We start from the raw sequence: 15,423 nt of genomic DNA on the forward strand, positions 1-15,423 counted from the left end.
AAGGGTTAGATTGCTGTAGTTGATTCTTCGTCGAGCATAGCTAAAAAGGCCTCTTCTTGTAGCAACGGTATGCCCAACGCTTCGGCTTTCGTCCGTTTAGATGGGCCCATGTTGTCTCCAGCTAAAATAAAGTCGGTTTTTTTAGAGATGCTACCTACATTTTTACCACCATTTTCTTCTATGATAGCTTTATATTCTTCTCTACTATGTCGTGTGAAAGTTCCACTGATTACAATGCTTTTTCCAGCGAGTCTGTTAGAAACTTGGCGAGATACATCTGCTGTCATTTGTAAGCCAGCAACAGTCAGGCGATCTAATATTTGGAGATTAGTTGGACTCATAAACCATTGGCGCACATTCTCTGCAATAGTTTGTCCCACACCTTCCACTTGGAGCAGCTCTTCTAACGTAGCTGCTTGCAGGGCATCCATAGAGTGGAAATAAGCCGCCAACGTTTTTGCTACGACTTTTCCAACAAAGCGAATGCCCAAGGCATAAAGTACGCGATCGAATGGGGTAGACTTACTCTTCTCTATACCTTCAATTATTTTACGAGCGGACTTCAAACGCGTAGCATCACTGCCTGCCAAATCCTCTATGCGTAACTTGTATAGATCTGCGATGTCGTGAATCAACCCTCGCTCGTAATAGTTGTCAATCGTTTCCGGGCCGAGCGAATTAATATCCATCGCATCACGACTAATGAAATGTTCAATCCGGCCTTTTATTTGCGGAGGGCAAGTAGCATCATTAGGGCAATATGTTGCAGCTTCGTTTGGAAATCTAATCAAGTGAGTTCCACATTCCGGACACTGCGTAATGAAATGTACTTTATCGCCTAAAGACTCATTGCGTGCATCTTTGTCTACACCAACGATTTGCGGAATGATTTCGCCAGCTTTTTCTACAAAAACAAAGTCGTTATAATGTAAATCCAACTGCTGAATAATGTCTTCATTGTGTAAGGAAGCCCGCTTCACGGTAGTGCCTGCTAATAAAACGGGATCCATAACGGCAACCGGCGTAACAGCTCCCGTGCGCCCTACTTGGTAGATCACATCTAATAAATGCGTGCGGGCACGTTCTGCCTTAAATTTATAGGCAATAGCCCATCGCGGACTCTTAGCTGTGCTGCCAAGCTGCTGCTGCTGGTTTAGGTTGTCTACTTTAAGTACAATTCCATCTGTGGCAACGGGTAGGTATCTACGTTCCGTATCCCAATGGTCAATATAGGCATAAATATTATCTAGGGACTTAGATAAATGGATATTCTCAGAGACTTTGAACCCCCATTTTTTTATCATCAGGAGATTTTCGTAATGACTTTTCTTTGGAATATCCTCCCCTAATACATAGTATAAATAAGCATCTAAGCGACGAGAAGCAACAACGGCAGAATTTTTACTCTTTAGTGTGCCAGAAGCAGCATTGCGTGGATTGGCAAAGAGCGGCTCTCCGTTAGTTTCGCGCTCTGTATTCAATTTTTCGAAACTTGCCCAAGGCATGAGCACTTCTCCTCGCACCTCAAAGCGACGAGGCCAACCTAATCCCTCTTGTAATTGGAGAGGAATGCTTTTAATGGTCTTTATATTCTCAGTTACATCATCACCAACGCTTCCGTCTCCGCGCGTTACTGCTCTAATAAGCCTGCCATCTTCATAAAGTAAAGAAATACTCAGACCATCAAACTTTAATTCGCAACAGATTTCAAAAGCAGATCCCTTTAAGTCTCCTGTAATACGATCATAAAATTCTTTGATTTCAGCTTTGTCGTATGTATTTCCTAAAGATAGCATAGGATATTGATGTCTGACTTGTACGAAATCGTTAGATAGATCGCTTCCGACGCGTACGGTAGGGGAGTTATTGTCTGCCCATTCCGGATGCTTTTGCTCTAAATCGGCCAATTCTTGCATTAAAGCATCAAAGTCTGCGTCAAGAATTTCAGGATTATTCTTAACGTAGTAATTATAGTTGTGTCTGTGCAACTCCTTACGTAGAAAGTCGATTCTATCCTTTTCGTTCATAATTGCAATCATTAAGTTGGCCCGTAAAAGAGTGATGAGCGAAATCAGCAACCTTCGATGGTGTGAATTGTTGCATAAGATCAACGGGATTTACTTCGGCAAAGTTAAAGAAAAGCGAGGATATTTCCCTATTTTTGCAGCGTTCATCAAGAAAAAGATTATGAGAATAGACATCATTACTGTGCTTCCTGAAATGCTCGATGGCTTTATTAATACGTCAATCTTAGCACGTGCCCAAAAAAAAGGGCTTGTAGAAGTCTATGTACACAACCTGCGCGATTATACTACAGACAAACATCGCCGCGTAGATGACTATCCGTTTGGTGGTTTTGCGGGAATGGTAATGCAATGTCAGCCCATAGATGCTTGTATCAGAAAGTTGACAACAGAACGCACTTATGATCAAATCATATTTACTACACCAGATGGGGAAAAATTTGATCAGCCAATGGCAAATGAGTTAAGTCTGTCGAAGAATCTTATTATATTGTGTGGTCATTATAAGGGCATAGACTATCGCATACGTGAGCATTTGATTACGAAAGAAGTCTCTATCGGAGATTATGTGCTTACAGGTGGTGAAATAGCTGCGGCGGCAATGTCGGATGCAATTGTAAGACTTGTACCAGGCGTTTTGAGTGATGAACAAAGCGCTTTAAGTGATAGTTTTCAAGATAATTTGCTTGCAGCTCCGGTCTATACGCGCCCATCTGACTATAAAGGATGGAAAGTTCCGGAGGTTCTGCTATCCGGAAACGAGGCTAAAATAAAAGAATGGGAATTGCAACAAAGTTATGAGCGTACCAAGCGTTTGCGTCCAGATTTGCTTGAACATACAGGTTTAAATGGGTAACGATTTTTATAACTTGTTGGTCCTATTGTAGACTCAAATATAAAGAAACAGATGAGAGTCAAAATAAGAGACAAGTAAAGAAGGAATAGATAGAGTGCGAAAGATTTTTTCTTCACGCTTTGCAAGCATTTTCTATGTAGAATCAGTCTAAATGGTTTTCATTCAGTCTGTTTACCGATAGAGAACTTTCGTTTTAATATTTTATGGAGGAAACTTCTTTGTCTATATTGCAAAATTCCTGTGTTTTTATTTGGCTCAACCATTCAAAAGCTATACATTTGCTGCGTAAAGCAATAAGAATAACACCAAACTCTAATCAAAACAAAAGATTATGAAAACCGAAAAAATCATGGCCGACCTGGAGGCTAAACACCCAGGCGAAAAAGAGTACTTACAAGCAGTGCGTGAGGTGCTTCTTTCAATCGAAGATGTTTACAATCAACATCCGGAATTTGAAAAAGTAAAACTCATTGAGCGTTTGGTAGAGCCGGATCGTATTTTGACGTTCCGTGTGCCTTGGGTTGATGACCAAGGTGAAGTACATGTAAACCTCGGTTACCGCGTACAATTTAATAACGCAATTGGCCCGTACAAAGGTGGTCTTCGTTTCCACCCGAGCGTTACGCTTAGCATCTTGAAGTTCTTAGGCTTTGAGCAAATCTTTAAGAATGCATTGACAACGTTGCCTATGGGTGGCGGTAAAGGTGGTTCTGACTTCGCTCCTCGCGGTAAAAGCGATAGCGAAATTATGAGATTCTGCCAGGCATTTATGCTTGAAGCTCATAAGATCCTTGGCCCAGATATGGACGTTCCTGCTGGCGATATCGGCGTAGGTGGTCGTGAAGTTGGTTATCTCTATGGTATGTACAAGAAATTGACTCACGAGTGCACTGGTACAATGACGGGTAAAGGCCGCGAATTTGGCGGTAGCATTCTTCGTCCTGAAGCAACTGGCTTTGGCGCTTGCTATTTCTTGAAGCAAATGTTGAACGATTACAACATGGATATCAAGGATAAGACTGTTGCTGTTTCTGGTTTTGGAAACGTGGCTTGGGGTGCAATTAAGAAAGCTACAGAACTCGGTGCTAAGTGCGTTACGCTTTCAGGTCCTGACGGCTATATCTATGATCCGGATGGTATTAGCGGTGACAAGATCGATTATATGCTTGAGCTTCGTTCTTCTGGCAATGATATCTGCGCACCTTATGCTGAGAAGTATCCGAATGCTAAATTCTTCGCAGGCCGCAAGCCTTGGGAAGTTAAGGTTGATATCGCTATGCCTTGTGCAACTCAAAACGAGTTGAACGAAGATGATGCAAAAGCACTTGTTGCTAATGGCGTTAAGTGTGTTGCTGAAGTAAGTAATATGGGCTGTACAGCTGAAGCTATTGATTATTTCATCGCTCAGAAGACGCCGTTTGCTCCTGGTAAGGCTGTTAACTCTGGTGGTGTTGCTACGTCTGGTCTTGAAATGACTCAAAATGCAATGCACATCTATTGGAGCGCTGAAGAAGTTGATGAGAGATTGCACACTATTATGAAAGACGTTCACGAGCAATGTCTCGCTTATGGTAAGCAAGCTGATGGCTATATCAACTACGTACGTGGTGCAAACATTGCAGGCTTTATGAAGGTTGCTAATGCAATGATCAGCCAGGGCATCATCTAATTCTGAATTCAGAATATTAGAAATTATAATGAAGAGATGCACGGAAATTCCGTGCATCTCTTTTTTGTATACATATATCACCGGGCATAACGCAAAAAATCGACCATGAAGTGAAACATTTGCGGATAAAATGCATCATGTCCCTCTTTTCTGCGCTTTAGCAAGGGATTGAAACAACATAATCACTAAATTCGCAGGAAAAGAAATACGAAACTTCAATAATATGCTACGAACGATAAATGTACGCTGTAAAAATACGGGTAAGACACATAGAGTCCCAGCCGGTTTTACGATGGAAGAAGTCTATGATATGCTTGAAATCAACTTGCCCTACGAATGTACGAGCGTCAAGGTCAACAATAAAACCGAAGGACTTCATTATACAATTTATAATGACAAGGATATAGAGTTTATTGATATTACAAATCCTTCCGGAATGCGTACCTATACACGCTCTTTGTTTTTTGTTTTATACAAAGCTGTGTGTGAAGTTTATCCTCAAGCGCGCCTAAGGATAGATACACCTGTCTCTAATGGCTACTATTGTCGCTTGTCGGGTTTGCCTGCTGGAGTGAATGGCGATGTAGTCGCAGCTTTGCGAAATAAAATGAGGGCAATAATTGATGCCAACTTACCTTATCATAGAATAACAGCACCGACTGACGAGGCCATTGCACTTTTTCGGCAGCATAGATTGGAAGATAAGGCTCAACTATTGGAAGGTTCCGGCCTACTATACACTACCTATTATACATTAGGCGGTACGCCGGATTATTTCTATGGTTCACTCTTGATAAACACAGGTCAATTACAGCTGTTCGACCTTGTACCTTATTACGATGGCTTATTATTGCGTGTGCCCGATCCTAAAAATCCAGAGGAATTAAAGCCAATGATTGATCAGCGCAAGATGTTTGACGTCTTCAATGAGCAACATCGCTGGCAAGAGATTTTAGGGATTTCCACGATAGGCCAATTCAATAAAGCTTGTTCGGAAGGAGGAACAGACGAACTAATCAACATTTCAGAAGCTCTGCAAGAGAAACGCATCAGCGCCTTGGCAGATCGCATAGCGAATCAACCTGATATTAAGGTAATCTTAATTTCAGGTCCATCGTCCAGTGGAAAGACTACTTTCTGTAAGCGTTTGGCCGTACAATTGTCTGCCTGTGGCAAGCGTCCTATGACAATTTCTTTAGACGACTACTTTGTTGATCGCAGTAAAACCCCACTTGATGAGCAGGGGGAATATGATTATGAGCATATTAATGCGATGAATATTCCGCTACTTAACAAACAATTGAACGAATTACTGAAAGGAGAGACCGTAGAATTGCCCAAGTTTAACTTTTTACGCGGTATCAGCGAGAAAAGTGGGATAAAAATACGAATGGAAGAGGGCACACTGCTTATTTTAGAGGGAATACATGCGCTCAATCCTATGCTTACAGCGCAGATTTCCAATGAATGTAAATTCAAAATCTATGCCTCTGCGCTAACTACTATTCTTTTAGATGATCATAACTATATTCCAACGGCTGATAATCGTTTGTTGCGACGTATAATCCGTGATTTTAAATATCGCGGATATAGTGCAGAAGAAACGATTCGGCGTTGGCCGTCTGTTCGCTCCGGCGAAGAGAAGTGGATTTTCCCTTATCAAGAAGAAGCTGATGTGATGATGAACACCGCACTTTTATTTGAGTTTGCTGCTCTTCGTAATCAAGCCCTCCCTCTTTTGGAACAAGTTCCGGAAAATGTGCCGGAGTATTCGGAGGCTTACCGTTTGCGCAAGTTTCTATCTTACCTCAAACCGATTTCCATCAGAAATCTACCGCCCACATCTTTGTTGCGAGAATTTCTTGGTGGCAGTGTTTTTCGCTATTGATAAAACTAAAAACGTGTCTATCAATCGTAGAGTGATGAATGCCTCAATTGCAATCCTCCTCTGTTTTTATACTTCAAGTGAAAAATAGATTTTCACATAGAAACATCTATAAATGAATCCAGCAAGGTGATAAAGATAACTACCGTAAATACAAGTTGAAATGACGAAGATGCTATAAGCTTCTTTTTCCAACAAGAAAAGAGGGTGACATCCACTAAAACACAAGCCTCAAAGATAGGCTTGACCAACGTACCATCGTAAGAGTAGGTTTGTACCATCGTGGTGGTATAAACCTACTCTCGTGTAAGGATATCCGTACCACCTCGATGGTACATTCTGCTTTTTTGTTAGTAGTAGTTGAAAATAAAATTTAATATTTTGTTATTCAATGGAATATGGATAATAGATAGGGCTTTACTTTAATGCAAAAGAACTTGTGAATGTTCAATCTAATTATTGAAGAATGGGGGTGAAAGCAAGCGTTATCTATCACAAGTTTCGTTGTTAGTATAAAGAAAATTGAGGAGGAGAGAATAAATCCTCAAGCCACAAACTCGCCTCTAAATCATTGCATAATGCCTCCTTGATGGATGATAGATGACTTTTGTGAGATGAATCAGGCATACAAGACATAAAATCTTTATGTCAATGATTGGGATATGCTTCTAAAATGCTTATTTTTGCATAGCGAGCTGGCAGTATTGAAGTTGTAAGCAGCTGATTATGGCTTATGCTCAGGGAATATAACAACACTTGTCGTTTACTGTTAAAACTAAGTCGTTTAGGATAATTCTGAACAACAAAGAAAGATCTTATGGATTTAAAAGCATCTTGGATTGAAAAAGGTTTTATTGATGAACCAATCCCTCAAGGTTTAGATTTAAAACAAGAAATTAGACAGTTGTGTGAGGAAAAGAATGCTATTATTCTCGCACATTATTATACAATCGGCGAATTGCAGGATTTGGCTGATTTTGTTGGCGATAGTCTTGCTTTGGCACAAAAGGCTGCTACTACAGATGCTGATATTATAGTGATGTGCGGTGTGCATTTTATGGCTGAAACCAATAAGATTCTCTGTCCGAATAAAAAAGTACTGATTCCGGATCTGAACTCTTCTTGCTCTTTGGCTGAGAGTTGTCCGGGTGAAGACTTTGCAAAGTTTGTTGCAGCACACCCTGATCATAAAGTAATCTCATACGTCAATACTTCTGCTGCGACAAAGGCTGTGACAGATGTGGTCGTGACATCAAGTAATGCGAAACAGATTGTCGAAAGCTTTCCCAAAGAGCAGAAACTTATATTCGGGCCGGATAAAAACTTAGGTAGTTACATCAATTCTATTACCGGACGTAATATGTTACTTTGGGATGGAGCCTGCCATGTGCACGAGCGTTTTTCCATAGAGAAGATTATCGATCTAAAGGAGCAAAATCCCGGAGCAAAAGTCTTAGCTCATCCGGAATGTAAAGGGCCTGTTTTGAAACTAGCTGATGTTGTAGGCTCTACAGCTAACTTGTTAAAGTATGCTGTTAATAGTTTGGATAAGACTTTTATTGTCGTCACGGAAAGCGGTATTCTTCATGAGATGCAAAATAAGTGTCCTGATAAGCGCTTTATCCCTGTTCCGCCTGATGATAGCACGTGTGCTTGCAATGAATGCAATTATATGCGTCTGAATAGTATGGAGAAGGTCTATAATTGTTTGAAATATGAATGGCCGGAAGTGGATGTCGACAAGCAAGTTGCAGAACGAGCTGTACGCCCCATCAAGGCTATGCTTGATATTTCTGCCCGTTTAGGCTTATAATTGCTGATTTAGGTGACGGATTATTGACTTTTGGGATCAGAGCCTTTATGATGGAAAGATCTGCGACGATTATGGGCGCCATTATAGGCGATACCATTGGCTCCACTTATGAGTTTAATCCTACGAAGGACTATAATTTCCCTTTGTACAATGATGCTATGAACTATACGGACGATAGTATTATGACGATTGCCGTAGCTGATTGGATATTGAAGGATGAGTCTTTATCGCCGATGAAGCTGGTTCACACAATGAGGTACTATGGAAATAAATACACCCCTCCTAAAGGAGGATATGGGTACCTTTTCTCTGAATGGCTTAGGCACCCGAAGATGAAAGCCTATAATTCGTGGGGAAATGGATCTGCTATGCGTATTTCATCCATAGGGTTTGGCTTTCCTACGTTAGATAAAACGCTGAAAGTGGCTGAAATTTCTGCAGCTGTTACGCATAATCATCCAGAGGGAATTAAAGGGGCGCAAGCAACGGCCGCTGCGATTTTTCTAGCCCGCAAAGGAGAGAGTAAAGAGACAATACGTAAATATATAACGGAAACATTTGGCTATAATTTAAATAGAACTTGTGAGGAAATTCGACCAACTTATCAGTTTGAAGCAAGTTGTCAGGAGACCGTTCCACAAGCTATTGTGGCCTTTTTAGATAGCAAGGACTATTTAGATGCAATCAGATTAGGCATTTCGTTGGGCGGAGATGCTGACACGATTGCCGCCATTACTGGTGCAATTGCAGCAGCTTTTTATAAAAAAGTGCCTTCGGAACTCTATGATCGAGTCTTAGCAAAATTACCTAAGGATTTAGAGGCTATAACATTACTGTTTGAAGCCAAGGTCCTTGCTTGATTAAAATAATCCCTCTTTAAGCGCAATACTTAAAGAGGGATTTATGATTATTGTAGACTGATGCTACAATATTTTTTACTTAACAAAGTCAATAATCTTATCTGCTACTTGTTGTGGTGTAAAGCCTAACTTATCGTCCAACACTTGATAAGGTGCAGAATAACCAAAATGATCTAAGCCATAGATGTAGCCGTTGCGACCTACTAATCCTTCAAAAGTAGCAGGTAAACCAGCCGTCAGCGCAAAGATCTTTGCATCAGCAGGCAATAACTTCTCTTGATATTCAGCAGACTGTCTGCGGAATAAACCTTCACTTGGGCAACTAATAACTCTGGCTTTAATATTCTTTTCCTGCAATAGAGGCAGTGTATCAACCAAAGTTGAAACTTCCGAACCGCTAGCTAAAAGAATTACATCGGGATATTCTTCTTTCACAACCTCATAAGCGCCTTTTTCTACTCCTATGTAGTCTACGCCTTCAGGAAGGTCTTTAATAGCCTGCCGACTAAAGATAAGAGCAGTCGGGGTTTCCACATTTTCCATTGCTAAGCGCCAGCATTGCGTTGCTGCTTGGTTATTACAAGGACGGAATACACGGACGCTGTCTTTGCCACTGTGGTTCTTAAGCTTTTCCATCAAACGAATTTGTGCTTCCTGCTCAACGGGTTCGTGAGTCGGGCCATCTTCGCCTACACGGAAAGCGTCATGTGTCCAAACAAACTTAACCGGTGTTTCCATCAAAGCAGCCATACGGACAGCCGGTTTCATATAATCAGAGAAGACGAAGAAAGTTCCCATTGCGGAAATAATGCCTCCGTGCAACATCATACCGATACAAACACAAGCCATCGAAAGTTCGCTTACACCTGCTTGCAAGAAGCCACCAGCAAAGTTCGTACGAGAGATAGGAGTGGTGTGTGCTAAGAAGCCATCAGTCTTATCTGAATTGCAAAGATCGGCCGAGCTCACAATCATATTAGGAACATATTCTGACAATAAGGCAAGTACAGCCTTAGAACCATCACGTGTTGCTTTATTTGGCTTTTGCTCTAATTTATCCCAAGGTATTTCCGGTAACTTCTGATTGAACCAATCACTTAAAAGTTGAGATTTTTCGGGATTTTCCTGTGCCCATTTCTTTTCTGCCTGTCTGATTTTCTCAACTTCTTGCGTGAGTTCGCTAAGACGTGCTTTATACATCTCCGCTACTTCAGGGAAAATGTGGAAAGGATCTTCAGGATCAGCGCCTAAGTTCTTAATTGTTTCGATATAGGCATTGCCTCCAAGTGGTGCGCCGTGCGTTCCACAATCGCGTTCAAAGCTTTCACCGTCAGCCTTTCGTGCGCCTTTACCCATTATCGTGTGACCGATAATCAGTGTAGGACGAGCTGTTTCCTCGTTAGCAGCTTTTAGTGCTTTTCTTATTTGTTCTGGATTATTACCATCGATTTCCAAGACATTCCAGTTCCAAGCCTTATACTTTAGGGCTGTATCTTCACTCGTCACATCTGCCGTTGGCGTAGAAAGTTGGATATCGTTAGCATCGTAGAACATAATGAGATTATCCAAGCCCAAGTGTCCGGCCATACGACCCGCACCTTGCGACACCTCTTCCTGTATGCCGCCATCAGAAATATAAGCATAAATCTTTTCGCGTTTAAAGCCCGGATTACCCGTTCTTGCATACAGCGCTTTAGCGGCAATAGCAGCTCCGACAGCATAAACATGGCCTTGCCCTAAGGGGCCGCTGGTATTTTCTATACCGCGCTCTACGTTACGTTCAGGGTGTCCCGGTGTAACGGAGTCCCATTGACGGAATTGTTTGAGGTCTTCCATCGTAAAACGCTCACAAAGCATAAGAATGCTGTAAAGCATCGGCGACATATGGCCCGGATCTAAGAAGAAACGGTCGCGACATTCCCAAGTCGGATCTTTGGGATCAAACGTTAGAAACTCCGAATAGAGCACGTTGATAAAGTCTGCTCCGCCCATAGCGCCACCAGGGTGTCCCGATTTTGCCTTTTCGACCATAGAAGCAACAAGCACACGGATGTTATCCGCGGCACGATTCATAAGTTTTGATGAATGTTCCATCATAGCATTAAAACAAAGTGTAAAGTTGTATGCAGCAAAAATACAGATAAAAAGCGAGTGGGGCGAATGATAGACAAAGAAAAACCCTATCATTCATTTTTTTTGTCAGCCTTATTCTTTTAATCCATTAAATTCCGGATCATCCGGCCCGTAGATCTTTGTCCCCTTTGTAAATCGATTGCTTTTTCGAGGTCTGTTACCAGATACAGCATAATCAGAATAGCCAGCCATCGTCCCCGCACCGGGATTTCCACCATAAGCTCTCCAGCGTGAGAGTATAGCATCGACATAGCCGTAAGTCTCGCTACCGATCATATAACCATATGAGACAACGGGGTCACGATAATAAAGAGGCAGAGTCAAATTCCTAACATAGAAACTGACGTCGTCCCAGAGATGAGGATTTTTGCCATACTTGCGAGCCAAGGCTTGTGCATCTTGAATATGACCGACCCCTCCATTATAAGCTGCTAGTACAAACTTGATACGCTCTCCGCTATCTCTAATACCACTAAATTTTCCTGATAACTCGCGAATGTAGCGTGCGGCGGCAGCAACATTTTCTTTTGGATCATTGACATTGGAAACACCTAAATGTACTACTGTCTTTGGCATAATCTGCATCAATCCCTTAGCACCGGCATATGATGTTGCGTTTGGGTCGAAACCTGATTCTTGGTAACACTGTGCGGCAATGAGCCGCCAGTCCCAACCTGTGACAGCCGAAGCAGCCCTAAACTCATGATCATAAACGGAGATGATACCCTTTTCTCTAGAAAGGTAAGGCGCCCGCATCTTTCTTATAACGGTATGGCGTGTTTCAAAGCGCTTAGTTTCTTCCTTTTGAATTTTAAGGGCTACACCTGCACTATACCAATCGTTGAGTGCCTGCGCTAAATCCTCGCTCGATTTATTTACAGCCCAAGATGTAGACACCTTTTCTTCTTGTGCTCCGGCTGAAGTGAGTTGTTGACTCTGAATAAAACTTTTATTTAGCTGATAAACAGCTATATCTATATCTTTATTCTTTAATAATTGAACCAACTGTTGTTCATTTTTAGCGAGTTCAACTCGCAATCGGACGCCTTGAGATTGTGCAAAATTCTGTGCCAAAGCGTATTGCATACCCAATCCCTGCCCATTATAATCAAAGTAAGTCGTAGGTCCTGAAATCGTACCTATAATTAACTCTCCTGCGTCTAAGATTTGATTAAGATCATAATGGACATTATTGTCTTTAGTGTTAGAAATATGCGTAAAGAGAGAGTTTCCCTTCTTTTGTTTATTCGTATTGCAACCAACCAATACCGATAATATGATAAGGAGATAAAGAAATCTTTGTCGCATATTGGTGCGAAATTACTATTTAAATCCTTTCTTGGCAAGACTTCACGGGTGATTTCCCTAACCCGCTGTTTATATTAGGCAAGGAGTTGACCTATTGAAGCGTCTCATTTGTGTTCACATAATATCACCTAATATGCAGCTATCTATAAATTTAATGGAGAGACATTTTCTCCTTTTATTATTATTGTCGACAAACTATTTTTTTAGTTGAAATGAAGGAGTACATTACAACCGAGTTTGTTACATAAAGATTACCTCATAAATTCCACTTAATAAGTATACAACGATGCTAGCACACCTTTTATTTATCTACACACAAAAGCAACCCTTGGTATTTGTTATTGTGAAAGTACAATTGTACCCTTGTAGTGGTATGAACGTCCTTTCGTGATGAAACACTAGTACCATCACGAGGGTATTTCCTCATTTTGTGAACATCGTGTTTAGATTAAAGATTTGGATCTACACTGTGACGACTCCTTTGGAGTATTGTTGGATGATGGGGGGTTATGTGTTGGTTTGCAGCTTCTTTGTCATAGTTTTATTGCACAATCAAAAGGCTACAGGATATATCTTCCCTATCAATGATTACTTATCAGATACAAATATCTCCGAGTAACAAATGAATGTTGTTCGGAGATGATTTGTTAGAGTATTACTACTTATCGTAATGAGTCAGAGCTTTGAACTTATTCTTCAATCGTGCGTCCTGTGATACCACGTTTAGAAGAATTGATAAAACTAACGATATAGTCGATTTCTTCGCTTTGCGGTATTTGCTCTTTAATGCGAATTAGCGCGTCTTCTAAACTAACGGTTGCTGAATAGATTAAGCGGTAAGCATTAGCAATATGACGCAAGATGCGATCAGATTCCTTCTGTTGGCATAGGACGGTACTATTAATGCCATGATAGGTGGCTGGATTTCCACCTAAAATGATGTAGGGTGGAATATCTCTGTGCACGCGGCAGCCGCTTTGAACAAGTGCATACCGGCCAATGTGCACACGATGCTGAATCAGGGCATTACTACTCAAAATAACAGAGTCATCTAAAATGCAATCACCGGAAATTTGCGCATGAATTCCTAACACGCTGTCATTACCAATATGTACATCATGGCAAACGTGAACACCATCCATTAAAAAGTTATTGTCGCCAATTATTGTTGCTGAATTTTCATCTAAACTTCCAGCAATGACAACATTTTCTCGGATGCGGTTGTTGTCGCCAATAACAACTTTGGTGCGATGGCCGACCTTAAAGCGAAAACTTTGAGGTACGGCACCGACAACGGCATTTTGATAAATGTAATTTTGCTTACCTATCACGACACCCTCTAAGATTGTTGCGTGAGACATCACAACAGAATTGTCGCCAATCACAACATCCTTATCAATAAAGGCGAAAGGGTAGATCTTTACATTGTTGCCAATCTTTGCAGATGGATCAACGAAGGCCAGGGGGCTGATTTGATTATCCATACTATTTTATTTTCTACCGCCGCCAAGGGCTTGGTACAAACTGATTACGGCTTGGGCACGATCAAAATTGTCAGAGATCAAATTAAGTTGTGCTTGCAACAGGCCTTGCTGTGCCGTAAGCGTTTCCAAGTAACTTACGCGGTTGTCATGTTTGAAAATGAGGTTTGTTGTCTCGACGGACTTCTGTAGTTCTTCAACTAATTTAGTACGCTGTTGAATCTTAAGTAGCGATGTTTGATAATTTGCCAAAGCATTGCTCACTTCATTGCCTGCATTAAGCAGCTTTTGCTCAAAATTAAGCTGCGCTGCTTCTACCTCGGCCTTTGCTATTTTAAGATTTGCACGAAGTTGGCCTCGTGCAAAAAGCGGCTGAACGATAGATCCAACAAAGTTGGCTACCCACATCCCGGGATTTGTAATCATACCTAAGTTGTTTGTCCACCCGCCGGTACCATTAATCGTAATATTAGGATAGAAAGCCGAATAAGCTTTATTTACGCCATAAAAGCAAGAGGCTAATTTATATTCAGCCGCACGAACATCTGGTCGATTTGACAAAAGCTGGGCTGGAACACCGGCTGAAAGCACACTGGGGAACGATAAGTCTTGGATAGCACCGCGCTCTATGGGGTGGGGTGCTTCGTGGAGCAAAGCGCAAAGCGAGTTTTCCGTTTTTCGGATCTGACTTTCCAATGTCGGAATTGTTGTGAGAATGGACAAACGATTTGCCTTAGCTTGTGAAACTGCTGCTGCATTCGTCATTCCGGCTTGCATCATAACCTCCATAGCTTCGACATTCTTATCCCATAATGCGGCCGTTGATTTAGTTGTTTGCAATTGTGCGTCCAACATTTCCAACGTATAATACAGATTGGCTGTAGAAGCGATTAAAGCAGTCTGTATGGATTGACGGGCTGCCTTAGCCGCTAAAACGCCATATTCAGATTGTTTTTTCGCATTGCGCAATGAGCCAAAAGCATCTATTTGCCAACTGGCTTGTAGTGGTATATTGTAGGTTTTGGAAGTAGTTCCGCCCTCTACAATAGAGATCGTTCCAGAAGGTGAGAAGGACAACGAAGGGAAGAAAGCCAGTCGACTTACTTGAAGTCCTGCTTCTGCCTTTTGAATGGTTAAATCTGCTGTACGAAGATCCACATTCTTTTCTAAAACCAAGCGAATCAGGCTTTGTAAATGAGGATCTGAGAAGACATCAGGCCAAGAAAGGTTGCCAAAATTAATGGTGTCTCCTTTCAATGCTTGGTCTACAGTGGTTGTATCTCTATAGAGTTGCTCCATTTGAACGTCCAATTTTGGACGTTCGTAGTTGGAATAGATGCGACAGGAGCTTAAGCTAACTCCCAACAAGACTATATATATGAACTTTTTCATAC

At 41.5% G+C, this 15,423-nt stretch carries 10 protein-coding genes; 5 read left to right on the forward strand and 5 right to left on the reverse strand.

The window, feature by feature from the left end:
• Nucleotides 1-5 precede the first annotated feature (5 nt).
• Nucleotides 6-2,027, reverse strand: a complete 2,022-nt coding sequence (gene ligA, locus GCWU000325_RS06480; protein ID WP_040599670.1) for an NAD-dependent DNA ligase LigA — start codon at nt 2,025-2,027, stop codon at nt 6-8.
• A gap of 160 nt (nt 2,028-2,187) precedes the next feature.
• Here ligA and trmD point away from each other — a divergent pair, with 160 nt between their 5' ends.
• The 5 genes from trmD (at nt 2,188) to GCWU000325_RS06510 (ending at nt 9,107) form a co-directional block, all read left to right on the forward strand.
• Nucleotides 2,188-2,880 (forward strand): tRNA (guanosine(37)-N1)-methyltransferase TrmD, encoded by a 693-nt coding sequence (gene trmD / locus GCWU000325_RS06485; protein WP_040599671.1) that lies wholly within the window; start codon nt 2,188-2,190, stop codon nt 2,878-2,880.
• 331 nt (nt 2,881-3,211) lie between these two features.
• Complete coding sequence (gene gdhA / locus GCWU000325_RS06490) at nt 3,212-4,549, forward strand: NADP-specific glutamate dehydrogenase (RefSeq protein WP_006255514.1); 1,338 nt, start codon at nt 3,212-3,214, stop codon at nt 4,547-4,549.
• A 223-nt stretch (nt 4,550-4,772) separates the two neighbouring features.
• Nucleotides 4,773-6,437 carry a nucleoside kinase gene (locus GCWU000325_RS06495; protein WP_040599449.1) on the forward strand — a complete coding sequence of 555 codons (1,665 nt, stop codon included), beginning with the start codon at nt 4,773-4,775 and terminating at the stop codon, nt 6,435-6,437.
• Between the two features lie 814 nt (nt 6,438-7,251).
• Nucleotides 7,252-8,247 (forward strand): quinolinate synthase NadA, encoded by a 996-nt coding sequence (gene nadA, locus GCWU000325_RS06505; RefSeq protein WP_006255517.1) that lies wholly within the window; start codon nt 7,252-7,254, stop codon nt 8,245-8,247.
• Nucleotides 8,248-8,294: 47 nt separating this feature from the next.
• Complete coding sequence (locus GCWU000325_RS06510; RefSeq protein WP_006255518.1) at nt 8,295-9,107, forward strand: ADP-ribosylglycohydrolase family protein; 813 nt, start codon at nt 8,295-8,297, stop codon at nt 9,105-9,107.
• 75 nt (nt 9,108-9,182) lie between these two features.
• Here the strand turns inward: GCWU000325_RS06510 and GCWU000325_RS06515 are convergent, their stop codons facing one another.
• The 4 genes from GCWU000325_RS06515 to GCWU000325_RS06530 all read right to left on the reverse strand — a co-directional run bounded on the left by GCWU000325_RS06515 (nt 9,183) and on the right by GCWU000325_RS06530 (nt 15,421).
• Nucleotides 9,183-11,201 carry a transketolase family protein gene (locus tag GCWU000325_RS06515; RefSeq protein ID WP_154646650.1) on the reverse strand — a complete coding sequence of 673 codons (2,019 nt, stop codon included), beginning with the start codon at nt 11,199-11,201 and terminating at the stop codon, nt 9,183-9,185.
• 111 nt (nt 11,202-11,312) lie between these two features.
• The gene (locus GCWU000325_RS06520; protein WP_006255520.1) at nt 11,313-12,548 is read right to left on the reverse strand and encodes an MltF family protein; all 1,236 of its coding nucleotides are present in this window, start codon (nt 12,546-12,548) and stop codon (nt 11,313-11,315) included.
• Nucleotides 12,549-13,237: 689 nt separating this feature from the next.
• A complete protein-coding gene (gene lpxA / locus GCWU000325_RS06525; protein ID WP_006255521.1) occupies nt 13,238-14,032 on the reverse strand; it encodes an acyl-ACP--UDP-N-acetylglucosamine O-acyltransferase in 795 nt (264 codons plus the stop codon).
• Between the two features lie 6 nt (nt 14,033-14,038).
• On the reverse strand, nt 14,039-15,421 hold the full coding sequence (locus GCWU000325_RS06530) for an efflux transporter outer membrane subunit (RefSeq protein WP_006255522.1): 1,383 nt from the start codon (nt 15,419-15,421) through the stop codon (nt 14,039-14,041).
• Nucleotides 15,422-15,423: the final 2 nt, after the last annotated feature.

The organism is Alloprevotella tannerae ATCC 51259 (assembly GCF_000159995.1).
GTDB classification, from domain to species: domain Bacteria; phylum Bacteroidota; class Bacteroidia; order Bacteroidales; family Bacteroidaceae; genus Alloprevotella; species Alloprevotella tannerae.